18 protein-coding genes, 1 tRNA gene and 1 riboswitch are annotated in these 19,482 nt (G+C 45.7%); of the genes, 7 read left to right on the forward strand and 12 right to left on the reverse strand.

Going from position 1 to position 19,482, the window contains the following annotated elements; genetic code table 11:
• The first annotated feature begins 554 nt into the window (after positions 1 to 554).
• Positions 555 to 1,052, forward strand: a complete 498-nt coding sequence (tpx, locus tag ACED45_RS18315) for a thiol peroxidase (RefSeq protein WP_050635162.1) — start codon at positions 555 to 557, stop codon at positions 1,050 to 1,052.
• A 170-nt stretch (positions 1,053 to 1,222) separates the two neighbouring features.
• Here the strand turns inward: tpx and uvrD are convergent, their stop codons facing one another.
• Positions 1,223 to 3,397 carry a DNA helicase II gene (gene uvrD / locus ACED45_RS18320; RefSeq protein WP_146491423.1) on the reverse strand — a complete coding sequence of 725 codons (2,175 nt, stop codon included), beginning with the start codon at positions 3,395 to 3,397 and terminating at the stop codon, positions 1,223 to 1,225.
• 264 nt (positions 3,398 to 3,661) lie between these two features.
• On the opposite strand from uvrD, the gene ACED45_RS18325 reads away from it, so the two are divergent.
• The 4 genes from ACED45_RS18325 (at position 3,662) to ACED45_RS18340 (ending at position 6,071) form a co-directional block, all read left to right on the forward strand.
• The gene (locus ACED45_RS18325) at positions 3,662 to 3,922 is read left to right on the forward strand and encodes a BufA1 family periplasmic bufferin-type metallophore (protein WP_060983713.1); all 261 of its coding nucleotides are present in this window, start codon (positions 3,662 to 3,664) and stop codon (positions 3,920 to 3,922) included.
• A gap of 64 nt (positions 3,923 to 3,986) precedes the next feature.
• Entirely contained in the window at positions 3,987 to 4,847 is an 861-nt protein-coding gene (gene bufB, locus ACED45_RS18330) for an MNIO family bufferin maturase (protein WP_285955200.1), read from the forward strand.
• Positions 4,844 to 5,611 carry an HvfC/BufC N-terminal domain-containing protein gene (locus tag ACED45_RS18335; RefSeq protein ID WP_371714678.1) on the forward strand — a complete coding sequence of 256 codons (768 nt, stop codon included), beginning with the start codon at positions 4,844 to 4,846 and terminating at the stop codon, positions 5,609 to 5,611. The genes bufB and ACED45_RS18335 overlap by 4 nt, the downstream gene beginning before the upstream one ends.
• A gap of 1 nt (position 5,612) precedes the next feature.
• Positions 5,613 to 6,071: a DoxX family protein gene (locus tag ACED45_RS18340; protein WP_048661185.1), complete on the forward strand. Its 459-nt coding sequence runs from the start codon at positions 5,613 to 5,615 to the stop codon at positions 6,069 to 6,071.
• 66 nt (positions 6,072 to 6,137) lie between these two features.
• On the opposite strand, the gene tsrA is transcribed toward ACED45_RS18340, so the two are convergent.
• Both tsrA and ACED45_RS18350 read right to left on the reverse strand, forming a co-directional pair.
• Positions 6,138 to 6,419, reverse strand: coding sequence for an H-NS-like global regulator TsrA (gene tsrA, locus ACED45_RS18345; protein ID WP_009848181.1), 282 nt, complete (start codon positions 6,417 to 6,419; stop codon positions 6,138 to 6,140).
• 102 nt (positions 6,420 to 6,521) lie between these two features.
• Positions 6,522 to 7,721 (reverse strand): multidrug effflux MFS transporter, encoded by a 1,200-nt coding sequence (locus ACED45_RS18350; protein ID WP_210447893.1) that lies wholly within the window; start codon positions 7,719 to 7,721, stop codon positions 6,522 to 6,524.
• 101 nt (positions 7,722 to 7,822) lie between these two features.
• Between ACED45_RS18350 and ACED45_RS18355 the strand changes: the two genes are divergently transcribed.
• On the forward strand, positions 7,823 to 8,764 hold the full coding sequence (locus ACED45_RS18355; protein ID WP_146491428.1) for a LysR family transcriptional regulator: 942 nt from the start codon (positions 7,823 to 7,825) through the stop codon (positions 8,762 to 8,764).
• Between the two features lie 122 nt (positions 8,765 to 8,886).
• A complete protein-coding gene (locus tag ACED45_RS18360) occupies positions 8,887 to 10,677 on the forward strand; it encodes an aminopeptidase P family protein (protein ID WP_210447894.1) in 1,791 nt (596 codons plus the stop codon).
• A 136-nt stretch (positions 10,678 to 10,813) separates the two neighbouring features.
• On the opposite strand, the gene thiH is transcribed toward ACED45_RS18360, so the two are convergent.
• The 9 genes from thiH to ACED45_RS18405 form a co-directional block, all read right to left on the reverse strand.
• Positions 10,814 to 11,941 carry a 2-iminoacetate synthase ThiH gene (thiH, locus tag ACED45_RS18365; protein WP_371714679.1) on the reverse strand — a complete coding sequence of 376 codons (1,128 nt, stop codon included), beginning with the start codon at positions 11,939 to 11,941 and terminating at the stop codon, positions 10,814 to 10,816.
• Positions 11,942 to 11,948: 7 nt separating this feature from the next.
• Positions 11,949 to 12,713 carry a thiazole synthase gene (locus ACED45_RS18370; RefSeq protein WP_210447895.1) on the reverse strand — a complete coding sequence of 255 codons (765 nt, stop codon included), beginning with the start codon at positions 12,711 to 12,713 and terminating at the stop codon, positions 11,949 to 11,951.
• A 2-nt stretch (positions 12,714 to 12,715) separates the two neighbouring features.
• Positions 12,716 to 12,925, reverse strand: a complete 210-nt coding sequence (gene thiS / locus ACED45_RS18375) for a sulfur carrier protein ThiS (RefSeq protein WP_146491432.1) — start codon at positions 12,923 to 12,925, stop codon at positions 12,716 to 12,718.
• Positions 12,922 to 13,704, reverse strand: a complete 783-nt coding sequence (locus tag ACED45_RS18380; protein ID WP_210447896.1) for a HesA/MoeB/ThiF family protein — start codon at positions 13,702 to 13,704, stop codon at positions 12,922 to 12,924. The genes thiS and ACED45_RS18380 overlap by 4 nt, the downstream gene beginning before the upstream one ends.
• On the reverse strand, positions 13,694 to 14,986 hold the full coding sequence (locus ACED45_RS18385; protein ID WP_371714680.1) for a thiamine phosphate synthase: 1,293 nt from the start codon (positions 14,984 to 14,986) through the stop codon (positions 13,694 to 13,696). Before ACED45_RS18385 ends, ACED45_RS18380 begins: the two co-directional genes overlap by 11 nt.
• On the reverse strand, positions 14,986 to 16,935 hold the full coding sequence (thiC, locus tag ACED45_RS18390) for a phosphomethylpyrimidine synthase ThiC (protein WP_285955195.1): 1,950 nt from the start codon (positions 16,933 to 16,935) through the stop codon (positions 14,986 to 14,988). Before thiC ends, ACED45_RS18385 begins: the two co-directional genes overlap by 1 nt.
• 129 nt (positions 16,936 to 17,064) lie before the next feature.
• Positions 17,065 to 17,163: riboswitch (TPP riboswitch) on the reverse strand.
• Positions 17,164 to 17,225: 62 nt separating this feature from the next.
• Positions 17,226 to 17,609: a fluoride efflux transporter CrcB gene (gene crcB / locus ACED45_RS18395; RefSeq protein WP_371714681.1), complete on the reverse strand. Its 384-nt coding sequence runs from the start codon at positions 17,607 to 17,609 to the stop codon at positions 17,226 to 17,228.
• 99 nt (positions 17,610 to 17,708) lie between these two features.
• Positions 17,709 to 19,091 (reverse strand): multicopper oxidase family protein, encoded by a 1,383-nt coding sequence (locus ACED45_RS18400; protein WP_146491436.1) that lies wholly within the window; start codon positions 19,089 to 19,091, stop codon positions 17,709 to 17,711.
• 313 nt (positions 19,092 to 19,404) lie between these two features.
• Positions 19,405 to 19,481, reverse strand: a tRNA-Trp gene (locus tag ACED45_RS18405).
• Between the last annotated feature and the right edge of the window lies 1 nt (position 19,482).

A 19,482-nucleotide genomic window follows, 5' to 3' on the forward strand; every position in this document is an offset into this window, starting at 1 on the left:
AGGAAACGCCAAGGACTTGGTTATCTTCAGGATGAAGATTCGATTACTCAGGATGAATAATCGGCATGGATAGCGAAATGGACATTGAATGGACGCAATAGTAACTAGGATGGTTACTACTAAGGAAAGACAATGGACACCTCTGGATGAGGAAAGGACTGAACATCAGGATGATGTAAAGGACACCGCTCAAGGAACAAGTGACGCGCGCTAACGAGGATTGTTGGCAGATCAGGATAAGATCAAGGACACCGCTAGGAAGGCGACGAAAGGAATACGCTGAAGGATAACAGCACACTATCATGGATTTGATGCATGGAGCACACTTAGTAGCCGGATTGCTGCGAGTAAGACTATAGACCCCGATGAGCGCAAGCTCTCGGGGTTTTTCTTTATCTGTCGTCCCACCATCTCTTCCCCTAAAACAAACAAATCAAAGACCTTTGATTACAATTCTGACATTTAAACCATTCACTTCTTAACCACTTCCGAGTAACGTAAGTCTTACTAGGCTCAACTAGTTTCATAACCATAATTAAAATAAGGACAAATTCATGTCACACGTTACCTTCAAAGGCGCTGCTGTACCGCTAACTGGCACATTCCCACAAACTGGCGAACAGGCACCAAGTTTTGCACTGACTGCAGGCGATCTTTCTGAACTGACTCTTGCTTCCCTTGAAGGCAAGAAAGTGGTTCTAAACATCTTCCCAAGCATCGACACAGCCACTTGTGCAACGAGCGTACGCACGTTCAACGCAAAAGCGGCAGAGCTTGAGAACACGGTTGTTGTTTGTATTTCTGCTGACCTACCGTTTGCTGCGGGTCGCTTCTGCGAACTAGAAGGCATTGAAGGCGTTCAACACGCCTCAACTTTCCGTTCTCCTGCATTCGCATCAGACTACGGCGTAGCGATCGCTGAAGGCCCACTATCAGGCCTAACAACACGCGCAGTTGTCGTTGTTGATGAAAAAGGTGTGGTAACACACAGCGAGTTGGTTGCAGAGATCACTGAAGAACCAAACTACGAAGCGGCACTTGCTGCACTGTAAGTCTCCTTCCTAGGCAGAAATGCCTTAAGCTCGATTCAGCCTATTCAGCACAGTACCGAGCAATAAAAAAGAGCAGCCATTGGCTGCTCTTTCTGTTTTTTATACGGATTACTTTTCAATGCTGAATAGTTTCAGATATCGAACTATTTTCTACATGCTGAAGTAGCAAATTACAACTGTTCTAAACGAGCATAAGCCGTTACTAACCACTTGATGCCTTCACCGTTAAACGCGACTTGAACTCGGCTCTGCGGGCCACTTCCCTCGAAGTTGATGATGGTACCTTCACCAAATTTAGGGTGCTTAACGCGAGATCCCAAGCTAAAGCCTGTTTCGTTGAAATTCTCTTTCACGGCAGTTTGGCTAAAACGCCCACTGCTTGCTGGACGGCTCACTTGCGCTTTCATACGAACTTCATCCAGACATGTCTCTGGTAGTTCACGTATAAAGCGTGATGGTTTGTGGTACTTGTCCTGACCGTACAAGCGACGCATCTCAGCGTAAGTGATATAAAGCTTCTCCATCGCACGGGTCATGCCTACATAGCACAAGCGACGTTCTTCTTCTAAACGCCCCGCTTCTTCTGCAGACATCTGGCTTGGGAACATGCCTTCTTCAACGCCAACCATGAATACTATTGGGAACTCTAGGCCTTTGGCACTGTGCAGGGTCATTAACTGAACCGCATCATCAAACTCATCAGCCTGACCTTCACCCGCTTCCAAAGCTGCATGAGTCAAGAATGCCGTTAGCATGCTCATTTCATCTGCTTCTTCTGGCTTCTCGAACTGACGAGTTGCCGTTACCAATTCTTCCAAGTTCTCAATACGCGCTTTCGATTTCTCGCCTTTCTCTTGCTCGTACATCGCAAATAGACCCGACGACTTAATCACATGGTCGGTTTGTTCATGCAGGCTAAGTTCTAGCGTATCATCTTCAAGCGCATTAATAAGCTCGATAAAGCGACTCAATGCACCCGCAGCACGACCGGGGAGCACTTGTTCTTCTATCAAAGCAACACTTGCTTCCCACATGGTTGCACCACGATCACGAGCTGCAAGACGAATCGTTTCTAACGTTTTATCACCCAAGCCACGCGTTGGCGTATTGACGACACGCTCAAATGCAGCATCATTACTGCGATTACTCATTAGGCGCATGTAGCTCAAAGCATCTCTGATTTCTTGACGCTCGAAGAATCGCATGCCGCCGTAGATTCGGTAAGGCAGACCACCTTGAATCAAAGCTTCTTCAAGAACACGCGATTGGGCGTTATTACGATAAAGCATTGCCGTATCTTCTAGCGCGCCGCCTTTCTCCTGCCACTCTTTGATTTTGCTGACCGTGAAACGCGCTTCATCGAGCTCGTTGTATGCTGAGTACACAGAGATTGGCTCGCCATCGTTACCATCGGTCCACAGCTCTTTACCCATACGTTCAGTGTTGTTCGAGATAAGCTCATTCGACGCCTGTAGAATGGTTTTGGTTGAACGGTAGTTTTGTTCGAGTCGAACCGTCGAAGCTCCTGGGAATTCATCCAAGAACTTCTGAATATTTTCGATCTTCGCACCACGCCAGCCATAAATAGATTGGTCATCATCACCCACGATCATCACACGACAATCCGGGCCAGCCATCATACGTAACCAAGCGTATTGGATGTTGTTGGTATCTTGGAATTCGTCGACAAGAATGTGCTTAAAGCGAGCTTGGTAGTGTTCGCGGATGTGTTTCTTATCGCGCAATAATTCATGCGATCTCAACAAGATTTCAGCAAAGTCGACCAAGCCAGCACGATCACACGCTTCTTGGTAAGCAGAATAGATCTTTAACCACGTTTGAGTTATTGGATCATGGTAGGCGTCAATGTGACTTGGGCGCAGACCTTCGTCTTTCTTGCCATTGATCCACCAAGAAGCTTGCTTGGCAGGCCACTGCTTTTCATCAAGGTTTTGCGCCTTGATTAAGCGGCGTAGCAAACGAATCTGATCATCAGAATCTATGATCTGGAAATCTTCTGGCAGTTTTGCATCGAGGTAGTGAGCACGAAGGATGCGGTGACAAATACCGTGGAAGGTGCCGTTCCACATGCCTGACGAGCTGCCCATCATCAGCTCTTCAATACGACCACGCATCTCTGCTGCCGCTTTGTTGGTGAAGGTAACCGACATGATAGAGAACGGCGATGCTTGCTCTACGCTTTGCAGCCAAGCGATGCGATGCACCAACACTCGCGTTTTACCACTGCCAGCACCTGCCAGAATAAGTAGGTTTTCTAAAGGTGCTGCGACCGCCTCACGTTGTTTATCGTTTAGGCCATCGAGTAAAAGCGAAGGATCTATCATTGGATATGCTCACTACTGGGTATTTATACATAAAAGCTGATTATAACCTAAACACTAGGCTGCGTTTAGGATAATAAGAAGAAAAAACAATCAAAAAATAACATCATATAATCAGCAACTTAATAGCTAACACATCATTAATATTGATATTTTTTATAATGCAGTGAAATTATTTCCGAGTTCTTCCTATCCTTTTTAGTAAGCAAGTTAACAACTTATTAACCTGCGATATAAAAATACTATTAAGTCCTAGAGGGAATGACTATGAAAAATTCTAATCTTGCTGTTACAGCTGCAATCACAAGTGTACTAGCGTTCGGCGGTGCAGTTCTTACATCAGCACCTGCGGAAGCAGCAGCGAAAGAAAAATGCTACGGCGTGGCAAAAGCTGGCCAAAATGATTGTGCAACCAAAACAAGCTCATGTGCAGGTACAGCAAAAGAAGACAACCAATCAGATGCATTCGTAGTCGTTCCTAAAGGACTATGTGGCAAGTTATCAGGTGGTAGCACCCAATCATCATAATTGAGCTGCTTAGTATGGTGGGCTGACATTCAGCTCACCTCCACTTCCAATTAGGAGAACCGTTGTGACTCAAACTCTTCACCCCAATGCAGGGGTTGGCCTTAGAACACCGCACTTAGATTTCTTTAGCCAAAATCCATCTCTAGTGAGTTGGTTAGAGGTTCACAGCGAGAACTACTTTTTAGCTCAATCACCGCAACGCCAACAACTCAGAGAAATTCGTAACGCACACAGCATAAGTTGCCACGGTGTTGGGTTGTCTCTCGGTTCTGTTGAGCGCATCAACCCAAATCACTTACTGCAGTTAAAAGATCTGATTGATGATATCGACCCCTTCTTGGTTTCTGATCATCTCAGCTGGAGTCAGACTGGCGGTCATTACTTCAATGACTTGCTGCCGCTGCCTTATACCGAAGAGGCGTTAGAAGTCTTTTGCCGTAATGTCATCGAGGTTCAAGACAGCCTGCAACGCCCGATGCTGATTGAAAATCCATCGAGTTATCTAGCCTTCAAGCATTCAACCATCCCTGAGTGGGAGTTTTTGGCTGAGGTACAAAAGCGTACTGAGTGTCGCCTACTGCTCGATTTCAATAATATTTTCGTCTCATCTTTTAATCATGGCTTTAGTTGTGAAGAGTACTTAAGCGGAATACCTGCAGACAAAGTGGAAGAGATTCACTTGGCAGGTTTTACCAAAAAGAAGCTTGAGCAAGGTGAGATCTGGATAGACACACACAGTAAACCTGTCTGTGACGAAGTGTGGAAACTCTACACTGACTGGGTAGCACAACATGGTTTGCGCCATACCTTGATTGAGTGGGATCTCGATATCCCAGAGCCACAAGTTTTATTGGCTGAAGCAACCAAAGCCAGTGACATCTTGTATCAACACGACAAGTTCAACCAAAGGAGTCGCGCATCATGAGCCACTCCCTAGCAGATGTTCAATTGGAGTTTGCTAACGCCCTGCGCTATCAAAACAATGGTGAGCACTGCGACATAGTGAGCGACCATTTTACCGATGAACAGCGAATCCAGATTTACCGCAATAACTTTGTCATCAGCTTGAGCGAAGTTGTGGCAGCAACCTACCCACTCACTGAAATGTTGGTTGGAGAGGAGTGCTTCCAACAGATGGCTCGTCAACATGTCTTAAGTTATCCATCGACCTCTGGTGATGTCAGTGGTTACGGTGAACACTTTGCACAAACTATCCAAGCCTTTACTGCCGTTATTGAGGCTGCACCTTATCTCAGTGAAGTGGCGTTGTATGAATGGCAGAAAGATAACCTGATGAGGTGCGCTTCAGAATCACATGTCGACCAACGTCCTCTTTCTTGTTTAGCCGATGTGCCACCAGAGCAACAAAGCGCTTTAGTCTTTCACCTCAAAAATTCAATAACGCTAATTAGCTCTAGTTACACGATTATCGCGCTTGAACAAGCTATCTATCAGCAACAACTCGACGGGTTAGACATCAACCAACCTGAATTTGGGGTGTTAATCCGAGCCGAGAATTCACAGGTTGAGAGTCATTGTTTGACAGAAGAATGCCACCAACTATTAACTGAATTGCAATCGGGTCAAACGCTCGCTGAGATTGCCCCTTCACTACTACAACACCTGAATACTGTCATGGCGCTTAACGTCATCTCAGGTTTTTCAATCGATGCCGAATTGGAGACATAATATGGATAACAACACAGTCACGAACATGATGGCTCAATACGACAATTTGATTGAGAAATCACAGGCACTTTTTGTTCCTGTCCTACTTCTGTTTTGCCGCCTATGGGTGGCGTGGGTCTTCTTTAATTCTGGGTTAACCAAAATAGCAACTTGGGATAGCACTCTTTACTTGTTTGAGTTGGAATACCAAGTACCACTGCTACCTTGGGAATTAGCAGCTTACATGGGTACTGCCGCTGAGTTAATTCTGCCAGTGTTTTTAGCACTCGGTTTATTAACACGACCGATGGCCGCAGTGCTGTTCGTGTTCAACATCATAGCTGTCGTGTCTTACCCGGTGCTGTGGGAACAAGGTTTCTATGATCATCAGTTGTGGGGATTAATGATTCTTATCGTTGTGGTATGGGGAGCCGGACCATTTTCACTTGATAGAATCTTGAAGAAACAATTTAGCAACTAGTCTTCGCCGCAGATTCAAAACGCAAAAAACCACTCAATTGAGCGGTTTTTTTTAACTGGCGTCAGCTTATTTATTTAGAAAAGCTTGTAGCTCTTCAGCAGAGATACCTTGCTCGGCTAGCTCTTTTGCGAGTAGCTGAACCTGCTCACCCTTACGAGACTCTACCACACGCTGAAATTGGTAAATGATGTCTCGTAAAGTATCGATTGGAACTTGTTTTGCCGCACTGCGAATACGCTCTTCACTTTGGTTGCCTAGCTCTTTAAGCAGTTTACCAAACATGACCTTTTCAGGTGCATCTTCCATTTGTTCTAAGACGCGCGCCATTTCGTAGGTTGTTAATGACATTACAGTATTTTCCGTTGGGGACTAACGTTTCAATGAGTGACAAATATACCATGTTTTAACGTTTCGCAAACCGCCATTTGTATATTTTGTCACCCTTGAGACTTACGCCTTGGCAAACGTCGTGTGCCACGACTTACCTGCTTTGCTCGCAAGCACTAATAATGCCGGAACAATAAGGAACATTTGCAGCGCAATCATCACTTGCGACGTTAAATCAAGACGCTGCATGGTACCAACAAGTAATCCTGAACCGCTCATCTGGAACAAGCCAAGCAACGCAGCTGCGGTACCCGCACGATCACCAAAAGGTTCAAGCGCCTTACCAGCTGCGGCACCGAGAATCCAAGCAAAGCCCACTGAAGATAAGAAGATTGGCAGCATGAATGCGATTGGGCTAGCGTGTTCTGCAAGCACTAACATAATCACGCCCGCTAAACCTAGCGTTGAGATACCAACGACCAGTGCTTTATAGGTACCAAAACGGTCCATAAATTTAGGTGCAGTAAACGCAGCTACGATGTTGATGGCTGCATTAACACCAAACCAGAAAGTAAACTCTTTCATGGTCAAGCCTAGATTCTCCATCAACACAACCGGTGCCGAGGTTACATAAGCTAGGATGACCGCCATCGCCATCAGACACAAGGTTGCGTGGAAAAGGAATGATGGTGTTTTCAATACTGACCAGTATCGCTCAAGCTTGAACACCGCAACCTTTTCTGTCGCAGGGTTGGACTCTTTCATTTGGAAGAATAAGATAGTGCCAACAACGACTGCGAAGCCTGCCATAAAACTAAAGTTCGAACGCCAACCAAATTGATGAGTTAACCAAGCACCCAGAATCGGTGCCAGCGCAGGAATAAAGCAAATTGCACCGTTAAGGTAACTGATCATACGGCCACTTTTCTCCGGGCCAAATAGATCGCGAACTGTCGCAAAGGCTGCTACAGAAGTCGCACAAGCTCCTAAGCCTTGTAGCAGCCGAGCTATTAGCATCATATCAATCGATTGAGCTGCCCACGCCAAGCAAGCACTCAATGCATAGATACTAACACCTCCCAATGCAACGGTTCGACGTCCTAACTTATCAGCCAAAGGACCTGCAAATAATTGCCCGACACCCATGGCGAATAAAAACCAAGTAATCGTATCTTGTGCTAATGCGTGTTCCACGTGAAACGCTGTTGAAATTTGTGGCAGAGCTGGAAGATAAATATCTATAGCCAAAGGGCTAAATAGAACCAGCATTGCCAATAAAGCAACCTGCAGTTTACTAGGGGTTGGAAGCGCGTTAGAAGGCACAAGATTCTCCGAATGAGTTAATTTAGGTGCATAATAACCAACTAAAGATATGAACAAAAATGGCATATACTCATTAGCATTATTCCAAATAGGAAACTCACATGAATATCGAGAAACTATCACGCCTCGACCTCAATCTATTGGTTTGCTTGCAGGTACTGATGGAAGAGCTGAGTGTCACTCGCACCGCACATCGATTATGCTTGAGCCAGTCAGCGGTGAGTAAGTCGCTAGCCAAGCTTCGTGAACAATTTAATGACCCCCTTTTTACACGAAGTGCTCATGGCCTACGACCAACACCGAAAGCTGTTTTCCTTAAGCCTCGGTTAGAAACGTTGATCAACCAACTTGATCTGATCACTCAGCCTGAGACCTTCATTCCCAACAACAGTGACCACAGTTTTCACATTGCGGCTGTTGAAAGTGTGTACCCGCTGATTCTTCCCCACTTCTTACCGGCTATATTTCGACAAGCCCCTAAAGTGAATATCAACACCCACGCTTGGACTGAGCAAACCTTTAAGAAATTACAGCTAGGTGAGCTCGATATCGGACTCACAGGTAGAGACATCGACATCAACGACGCGCGTTTAACCATGCTGCCGCCAGATGATATTTGCGAACAGGAGATCTACCGTGATGCACAGATGTGTGTATTAAGACGCAACCACCCTGCTCTGAGCGGTAAATGGGATCTGCAAACCTATCTTGCACAACGTCATGTACAAGTAAGATGTGATGGTAATGATCGTTGGTTACTAGACTACAAACTGGCTGATCTTGGCCATCAACGTGATATCGCTATTTCTGTTCCAGATTTCAATAGCGCTGCAAGCCTGTGCACCTACACCGACTTTGTGTTTACGGCACCAAGCCACTTTACTTACCTCGTTGCCAAGCAACTCGACTTGGTGGTTGTTCCTTTACCAATGGAATTCCCGCCAATGGCATACACTCTGTTTTGGCACCGTGACAGAGAAAATGACCCAGCCTTAACTTGGCTGCGAGATATCATCAAAGAAAAAACTCTGCACCTTAGATAAAAATGGCGTACAGCGTTTGCAGCAAACGAACAAAAGCGCTAGCTTATTGACCTAATAAGTCCCCTCATAGGTATATCGACTGTGAGTGTTAACAAGGACCCTAACAATAAGGATAAAGACAGATGCACAATATCACTGCTGAACGCGTTGCTGCGGTTAGAGCTTGGCTTAAAACAAACAACCTAGATGCCGTTATCATTCCACACGAAGACGAATATCTAGGTGAATACGTTCCCACTCATAACGAGCGACTTCACTGGTTAACAGGTTTCACTGGCTCTGCAGGTGCTGCTGTTATTACTCGTGAAACTGCTGCTATTTTTGTTGATGGTCGCTACACCGTTCAGGTTCGTAAGCAAGTACCAGCGGAGTTATTTGAGTATCGCCACCTTATTGAAGAGCCGGCTTTAGATTGGATCATCAATTCATTGCCACAAGGCAGTAAGGTTGCATTCGACCCACGCATGCACACCGCAGCTTGGTTGAAAGGCGCACAAGCAAAACTAGCAGAGAAAGTTGAGCTAACGACACTCTCTTCGAATCCAATTGATGAGCTTTGGTCTGATCGCCCTGAGCCTGTCGTGTCTGATGTGCGCTTAATGGCAACAAATGCCGTTGGTCAATCAAGTGAGAGTAAGCGCTCTGAGATCGCTGGCTTACTAAAAGCAAAAGGTGCGGACGCCGCTATCCTGACCGAGCTTGACTCAATATGTTGGTTGCTTAACATTCGTGGCTTGGACGTATCTCGCCTACCTGTTGTGTTATCCAACGCGATCATCCACGCTGATGAAAGCGTCGACTTCTTCCTAGACCCAGCACGCATCCCGGCAGGCTTTGAAGCTCACGTTGGTAATGGTATTCGCGTTTCTCACCCATCAGAACTTGAAGCACGTCTTCAGTCTCTAGAAGGAAATAATGTGTCTGTCGATTCAGGCACGAGCAATGCTTGGTACACACTGGTTCTACAAAACGCTGGCGCTCATATCATTGAAGCAGCAGACCCATGTCTAATGCCAAAAGCCGCTAAGAACGCAACTGAAATCGCGGGCATGAAAGCGTGTCATATTCGTGATGGCGTTGCTATGGCGAAATTCCTATCTTGGATTGATGCCGAAGTCGCGCAAGGTAACCTGCACAACGAAGCGGTATTGGCTGACAAAGTACAATCATTCCGTGAGCAAGACCCGACGCTGATGGACCTAAGTTTTGATACGATTTCTGCAGCAGGCGGAAATGCAGCTATGTGTCACTACAACCACGAGAACCAACCTGAACCAGGTCAGTTAGAACTGAATACTTTGTACCTAGTCGATTCAGGCGGCCAGTATCTAGATGGTACGACCGACATCACTCGTACTATCGCGATTGGCCAACCAAGCGACGAAATGATTCAGCAGTTCACTCTCGCACTGAAAGGTCATATCGGTATCGCACGAGCTCGTTTCCCACAAGGCACTCGTGGTTTCCAACTGGATATCCTAGCGCGCCAGCACCTTTGGGCAGAAGGCTTCGATTACGACCACGGTACTGGCCATGGTGTTGGTCACTTCCTAAGTGTTCATGAAGGTCCGCAAAGCATCTCTAAGAAGCTTATCGACGTACCTCTTGTTGAAGGCATGGTGTTATCAAACGAGCCGGGCTACTACCGTGCTGATGAGTTTGGTATTCGTATCGAGAACCTAGAATTGGTTGTTGAGCTACCAACTCAAGGTGACTTCTCCGTATTAACGTTTGAATCGCTAACACGTTGCCCTATCGATAAGCGCAACATCAACGTCGATTTACTGACACGACCTGAACTTGCGTGGCTGAACGATTACCACCAGAAAGTATGGAACGATGTCAGTCCATTAGTTGAAGGTGATACGTTGGAATGGTTACGCCAATCAACAACACCACTTGCTCACGCTTAATGCCTTGCTAGGCAGGTAACTGAGCCAAAACTAGTTGGCTCAGTTAGATATTAAAACGGCTACCCTTAGGTAGCCGTTTCTGTTTGTCGATTTCACATCATTGATGTTTCACGTGGAACATCAGCCAAGATGTTAATTAGCCTGAGTAAGCGCTATGCCAATCGCGCCACACTGGATCAAACCCGCGTTGACGAATCATAGCCTCAACATCAGCCGCACTTCGCTCATCACTTATCTCAAACTGTTCAAGCTCTTCCTCACCCGAAGCATAACCGCCCGGTTGAGTTTTTGACGCAGCAGACATGCTAGTGATACCTAGCGGCAACACGTTATCGCGGAAGATTGCCGACTCACGAGTAGATAGAGATAACTCGACCTCAGGATTCAAGAGTCGATATGCGCAGATAAGCTGAACCAACTGTTTATCGTTCATGACCGACTTAGGCTGTAAGCCTCCACTAGACTCCCCACCTTCACACGGGCGAAGACGTGGGAATGAAATCGAGTAACGTGTCTGCCAATAAGTACGCTCCAGGTAATCTAAATGAGCAGCAACAAAGAAGCAGTCGGTTCGCCAATCTTCCAAACCAATCAAAGCACCAATACCTATCTTATCAATACCCGCCTTTGCCAAGCGATCAGGGGTTTCAAGACGATATTCAAAATCCATTTTATTGCCACGTAGATGATGCTCAGCGTAGGTCCTTGGTTGATAGGTCTCTTGATAAACCATCACCGCATCTAAACCGAGAGTTTTAAGTTCAGCGTAATCTTGTTGACCAAGTGGCTGCACTTCCATCGCAAGGTAGTTAAATTGCTTTTTGATATTCGGCAACACCTGTCGAAAGTAATTCATCCCAACCTTGGTTTCATGTTCACCGGTGACCAACAAAACACTATCGAACTTCATCTTTTTGATAGCCGCACTTTCAGCATCAATTTCATCCAAAGTAAGCGTGCGGCGCTTGATACGGTTTTCCATTGAAAAACCACAATACGTGCACGCGTTAGCGCACAGGTTAGAAAGGTATAAAGGAATATAAAGCGACATCGTATTACCGAACCGCTTACGTGTTAGCGCCAACGATTGTTGTGCCATCTGCTCTAAGTAAGGTTCTGCTGCCGGAGAAATTAAAGCCTTAAAATCTTCTAAGTCACGTTTGGGTTTACTCAGAGCGCGTTCAACATCCGCCGCCGTTTTACTAAAGATGGACATACCAATGTCATCCCAGTTGAGCTGTTTAAATCGATCAACAAACGTCATAGCAATACTACTCGTCTAGGAATGAAGTTAACGGGCTTGAAGCAACCGCATGAGACACTTTTCCTGCAAGTCCAGCGAGGTAAGCCATACGCCCCGCGTCAACTGCCAACTTAAAAGCAATCGCCATTTCAACAGGCTGTTGAGAAGCAGCAATCGCGGTATTCACTAACACTGCGTCTGCGCCCATTTCCATTGCACGTGCTGCATGTGACGGAGCACCAATGCCCGCATCAACAATCACAGGGACATTCGCTTGGTCGATAATGATCTCTAAGAAGTCTGCAGACGCAATACCCTTATTGGAACCAATCGGTGCACCGAGTGGCATCACAGCAGCACAACCAACCTCTTCTAAGCGCTTACACAATACAGGGTCGGCGTGGCAATAAGGCAACACAACAAAGCCATCTTTGACCAGTTGCTCAGCGGCTTTAAGCGTTTCAATAGGGTCTGGCATCAAGTACTTTGGATCTGGGTGAATTTCCAGTTTGAGCCAGTTTGTGCCCAACGCTTCACGAGCCAAATGCCCAGCAAAGATGGCGTCTTTTGCATTCTTCGCACCAGAGGTATTCGGAAGTAGATTAACGCCAGCATCAATAATTGGCTGTAAAATATCATCTTGCTCAGAACGAATATCGACTCTCTTTAGTGCCATGGTTGCCAGTTGAGAACCGGAAGCTTCGATAGCACTCGCCATCAAATGCTTGTTTGCGAACTTGCCGGTTCCAGTGAACAGACGTGATTGAAACGTTTTATCTGCGATGGTTAACATGGTTAGCCCCCTGCAATAGCTTGGAAAAGAGATATAGCGTCGCCTTCATTGACGACCGTTTGTTGCCACTGGCTGCGTGGGACAACCGCATTATTGATTGCAAATACACAACCCAAGTCAGGTAGTGATAAAGCGTGGATAATGTCCGTTAGAGACGACGAGTGCGCTACCTGTTCTGGTTGCTCGTTTATCGAAATCGTTATATGGCTCATTGGGTTTCTTCTTCTAAATGCTTAACTGCAGACGCACTGCACACGGGACATTCACTATCTTGAGTAACCATAAGGTTTTGCCAATTCATCGTCTGACCATCGAACAGTTTGAGTTGATGTGTTGCGACCTGAAACTCACCACGAGTTAAACGTTGAATAGCAGCTAAAGCTTGAAGGTTACCTATGGTGCCAACAACCGGGCCTATGATGCCGCTATCGCTGCAACGAGTCGTTTGTGGATGATGACTGAACGGGAACAAACAGTGGTAGCACCCTTTCTGATTCTGATAGTCAAATACAATAAACTGGCCTTTCCAACCGATTGCAGAACCAGAAATCAAAGGGGTCTTCGCGCTGAAACATGCCTGGTTAACCTGCTGGCGTGACTCGAAGTTGTCAGTACAATCCAACACGAGATCAGCCAACATTACTTCTAATTCAAGTTGGCTTTCACTCATTCGTTGATTGATGGTTCTTATTTGGCTTCGCCCATTGAGCTCATTCAGTTGTTGTTTAAGTGCTTCGACCTTAGGTGAACCTAATTGGCTCTCCTTAAACGCCACCTGTCTCTGCAGGTTGGACGAATCAACACAATCATCATCGACCAACACAATTCTTCCCACACCAGAAGCTGCGAGATAAAGAGCAGCGGCATTACCCAAACCGCCGCAACCAATCACCAACACATGGCTGTTTAACAGGTTTCGTTGCCCTTGCTCACCAACCTCAGGTAATGCAATTTGTCGTTGGTAACGAATGAACTCAAAGTCACTCAGCATAGCTAGGCTCCTGCATAACCTCTTCTTTGGTAGTCGGAGGTTTAGGCGTCATCAGTTTTTCGAAAAATTCGATCACTTTTTGTGGGTCTTCCGCCAATGTAATCGCACGAACAACCGCTAAGCTCGATACACCACAATTCCAAACTTGCGCAGCTGTCGATTGGTCAATACCGCCAATAGCAACCGTCGGATAACCAACAAGCTTTTCTGTGTATGGGATGGTATCAATTAGCTGTTGGTACAGAGATAAACGAACTAAACCCTGAGGCTTCGATGGCATCTGTTTAGTTGTTGTTGGGAAGATGTGCCCCAGCGCAATATAGCTTGGGTTGATTTGCACAATACGTAGCAACTCGTAATAACCATGAGTCGATAGACCGATCTTAATACCCGCTTGGCTCAGTTGGGAAAGGTTTGATTCCTCAATATCCTCTTGCCCAAGGTGTACACCAAAAGCACCATGCTTGAGCGCAAGCTGCCAGTAATCGTTAATAAAAACCTGAGCGTTATGTTCTCGACCAAGTTCGATAGATCGCGCAACTTGTTGCTCCAAGTCGGCTTGTAGAGGGTTCTTAATACGCAGTTGGACAGTGTTGATTCCAAGCTTGAGCAGCCTTTCGATCCACTCAATATCATCAACAACCGGATATAAGCCGAGGCTATTTTTGCTCAACTCAGGGAAGGAAAGTGATGTCCCTTGGTTGGCCCAACCGACACTTATATCCAGTCGTTCATCTTCTAGAACTGGGATAGGAAAATTTTGATAGTGTGCTGGCCATGTTCCACGTGAAACATTTGATGCTGCGCGAGCTAAAACCAGCACGTCTTCCAATGGAAATTCCAACGCCAATAAAGTAAGTAACCAAGCGAAGTGACCACGATTATCTAATTCTTGATGAGCTGTAGTGTCACTCTTGATAACGCGATTAGCATTTAAGTGTGACCAGATATCTAACACATCTGAATCATCGGAGACTCCGATATAGACGGTGTTCGAAGCTTGGGTCAAAGCAGAACACACATCGGTCAACGCAACTGAATTACTGTAATCAACAACATGGCTCAGTTGCGCTAACTGACACTCCGCCAATGAATCAACATCACGAGCAAAGCCAATAGATAATGCTTGTTGAGCATAAACGATAGAGAAGTATTGAGTTGGGCTTACACCCAACTCAACTGCATCAGTTGCTAAACCTTGTTGCTTAGCAACCAATAGACAGTTTTGAACCTCCCCCGTTAACTCGATGTATTGAGATGGGATGAGAATCTTCACTGTCATTATTCCTCTAATTGAGCTTCTTTTGCGCCTACAGCAAGGTGATAAAGTTCAGAGCCAGTATCACGGAACTCTTGCGATTTTTGACGCATTCCCTCCAACGGGTTATCTAGCATCTTAATCTCTATAGCCTGATCTGCAGCTACTTGTTCTGTGTCTTTCGCATACTCTCGAACTTCTTGAGAAATCTTCATCGAGCAGAACTTAGGTCCACACATAGAGCAGAAGTGAGCAACCTTGCCCGACTCTTGTGGCAGAGTTTCATCGTGGAAAGAACGTGCTGTTTCTGGATCTAAAGCTAGATTAAATTGGTCTTCCCAACGGAATTCAAAACGAGCTTTTGATAATGCATTATCTCGGATTTGTGCACCTGGGTGTCCTTTGGCCAAGTCTGCTGCATGTGCTGCCAGCTTGTAAGTAATCAAGCCAGTCTTCACATCTTCTTTATTTGGTAAGCCCAAATGCTCTTTAGGTGTTACATAACAAAGCATCGCACAGCCGTACCAACCAATCATCGCCGCGCCAATACCAGAGGTAATGTGGTCATAACCCGGTGCGATATCTGTAGTCAGTGGACCTAATGTATAAAAAGGCGCTTCATGGCAGTGCTCTAACTGCTCGTCCATGTTCTCTTTAATAAGGTGCATAGGTACATGTCCAGGACCTTCAATGATCACCTGAACGTCGTATTCCCAAGCCACTTTAGTTAACTCACCTAGAGTACGTAACTCCGAGAATTGAGCCTCATCGTTGGCATCTGCAATAGAGCCAGGACGCAAGCCATCACCTAGTGAAAGAGCAACATCGTACTTCGCACAGATCTCGCAGATCTCGCGGAAGTGTGTGTATAAGAAGCTTTCTTGGTGATGTGCAAGACACCATTTCGCGATGATAGATCCACCACGAGAGACAATGCCAGTCACACGTTTAGCCGTCATAGGAACGTAACGAAGAAGCAAACCGGCATGAATAGTGAAGTAATCAACGCCCTGCTCCGCTTGTTCAATCAAGGTATCGCGCATCACTTCCCAGTTAAGGTCTTCGGCTACGCCATTCACTTTCTCAAGCGCCTGATACATAGGAACCGTACCAATCGGCACCGGGCTATTACGTAGGATCCATTCACGAGTCTCGTGGATATTACGGCCAGTGGAAAGGTCCATTACGGTATCGCCGCCCCAGCGAGTCGACCATACTAGCTTCTCAACTTCTTCTTCAATCGAAGAGCTAACTGAAGAGTTACCGATATTGGCGTTCACTTTCACTAAGAAGTTGCGGCCAATAATCATAGGTTCTGATTCTGGGTGGTTGATGTTCGAAGGGATGATAGCTCGGCCTTCAGCGACCTCTTTACGCACGAACTCAGGGGTAATTTCTTTAGGTAGGTTGGCGCCAAAGTTATGGCCAGGGTGTTGGTGATTAAGTTGTTCGTCAGCAAACTTCTGACGTCCCATGTTCTCGCGTATCGCAATATACTCCATCTCAGGAGTGATAATACCCTGACGAGCATAATGCAGTTGAGTTACACATTGGTCGCCAGTAGCACGACGAATTCTAGGCAGGTTTCCGTAACGAAGGTCGTCTAGGGTTTCATCTTCTAAACGTTCTTTGGTGTAAACAGAGCTTACATCATCGAGCAATTCCGTATCGCCACGCTCTTCAATCCATTGCTCTCGCAACTTAGGAAGGCCGCTATAAAGGTCTATTTCATGCGTAGGATCGGTATAAACACCGGAGGTATCGTAGACATGAATAGGCTCATTAGATTCGAATACAGGCTCTTTTTTGGTGCCACCGACAAGGCTATCTGCGAGTGATATTTCTCGCACAGGGACTTGGATATCTTCTCGAGATCCTTGGATGTAAGCTTTTTTTGAATTTGGATAGGGTTGTACGGATAAAGAATCAATGAAATTCTTCGCTTCCAGTCTTGCTTGTTTACGACTCGACATAGCATTTTTCCTTGGCTTTTAGCCATTATTTATTGGGATAAAAATGCTTGACGGATTAGATGCTACAAGAGGGATCACGGTAAGAAATACAGTTGTGATCTGGAGATAGATCTCTAGAAGGATTCTAGTTAGATATCTACTCTTGTTCCCTTCGCAGGTATTAGCCTGATCAGGTTCAACGGATCCCGAGTTAACGGTCTCAGCCATATGGCACTCCGACAAGTTCGATCGAGTATATAAAAACGGCTTGGATAAACCAAGCCGAGTTGTTAACAAATCGTAAGAAAGTTTTAAGACTTTATCAAAAGTTGGAAGCCGATCCATGCTGCTGAAATACTGAGAACCACGTTGAGCAACACATTAAGCCCCATCTTAAAGAAAGCGCCCTGCTGCATAAGAAGCACGTTATCCATCGAAAATGTAGAGAACGTAGTCAGTGCTCCAAGGAAACCGAGGCCAATGATCTGTCTCCATGGTTCAGTCGCAATCATCTCATTTTCGAATGCGGCGATGAGCAAGCCCATAATCAAAGAGCCGATCACGTTAACGGCCAACGTACCGTAAGGAAAGCCACGCCCTAACATCACTACACATAACTCTGAAATCAAATAGCGCGAACAAGCACCAAATGCGCCACCAATGGCAATAAAACCTAAAATAGATAGCTGACCCATGAATCCTCCCAAATAACAGTCCCTATATTCTAGCTTTACCGCCGATAAAAGCGAGGGTAGAACTAAGAATGCATGCGCAAAAATTAAACGTTACAGGTGTCACTTAACTTCAATATATCCCATTAGTCCCGTTTTCATGTGCTCAATGACATGACAGTGGTACATCCAACGTCCAGAGTTGTCTGCAACAAACGCAGCTTTCGCTCGACCATTTTTCCCAAGTAACACAGTGTCGGTATGGAAGGGTTCTTCAATTTTTTTACCATCAAGTTCCAATACAGTAAATGTATGACCATGAATATGAATCGGGTGATGATATTGAGTGACGTTCTTAAGATCGAATATGTAAGTCTTACCTAACTCTAAAGTCGCCAACGGCTCTGGAATATTGTCTTTGCTCATTCCCTCCCATGCTCGCTTATTAGTAAGCCAAAACTTAGGCATGGACTTACCATCTTTAGATACTGGTGATACCGCCCCTTCCCACTCAAACACAAAATCGATTTCTTCTGCGTTGGCGAGATCTAAGTTAGGCACGGGATTCAGAGGCAATGAAGGAAGTGTTTGGCCTTCTATTAACGTTGAATCTACAACCTCAAACTCACACAAGGAGAACGGAAAACGCCCCTTCATTTGAAGGACACTCACTTGCTCGCCCACCTTAGGAGCAATCAGCCCAAGGTCGACACGCATACCTGGGCCAATTTTATGTTGAGTCAGCTTATAAGGTGTCTTTACAGGGTTACCATCAATGGCAATGACCCATGCTTCTGCCCCTTCAATAGCAATCGGATAGGTAATCGTGTTATCAACATTAGCGATACGGAGCCTAGTCGTTGCATGCTGCTTCAATTGATAGATAGGTTCATGTACTCCATTAACGCTACTCCACTCTCCTGGCGTGCCCATACGAGCGCTGAGGCGGGGAATCATTAAGTCTTTCCACTGACCTTGTTTGTCGATATGCCAATGTTTAAGCATCAGAGCATGCTCTTCATCGAACTGAACTGGCGCGCTCTCTTCAACAATAATAAGGCCGACTAAGCCCATACCCAGTTGTTTAACGCTGTTCATGTGTGGGTGATACCAAAAAGTACCCGCATCTGGTGGGGTAAACTCATAGACAAACGTTTCACCGGGCATAATAGGAGGCTGACTTAAGAAAGGAACCCCGTCCATTTCGATTGGAATTCTCAGTCCATGCCAATGAATTGTCGTCGGTTCTGAAAGCTTGTTGGTAAATCGGATCGTTACCTTTTCGCCTTGTCGACAGCGAATAATCGGCGCTGGAATCTGTCCATTAAAGGCTAAAACATTAGTATTAAACCCCTTTACCAACTCAGCAGTTGAGGGCTCAGCAGTTAAGTCATAAACGAACTTTCCTTGCTCATCAACAGACTGCTTCATTGAACAAGCCGGCAGGACGGTTAGTGCAGATATAGCGAGAGATGATTGAATAAACTTACGACGGGAAATATCCATATTTGTTGCCTTTTAGTAATAACGACCAAAATGTAACAAAATATTGAGAATAATTCTCATAAAGAAGTTTGGTTTGTGCTATCGATTGTTTATAAAAGAAGCTGAGATAAGTAAGCACTTACACTTTTAAGGCTAAGTTCTGTTAAAGATAGGAATTATCGAATAAATAGAAAGCAAAAAGATTCCAAGTTTTCTGCGGAGACGCGTAGTCTGGAGCCTTAAATATGCCAGGGGCGCCTAGCTATCCCAACATTACTTTTCAGAAGCAACAGACGTAAAAAAGCCCCAGCATTTCTGCTGAGGCTTTAGTATATGGCAGGGGTGGAGAGATTCGAACTCCCAACACGCGGATTTGGAATCCGCTGCTCTGCCAATTGGAGCTACACCCCTA

It is taken from the genome of Vibrio crassostreae, assembly GCF_041439375.1.
Taxonomy (GTDB): Bacteria; Pseudomonadota; Gammaproteobacteria; order Enterobacterales; family Vibrionaceae; genus Vibrio; species Vibrio crassostreae_D.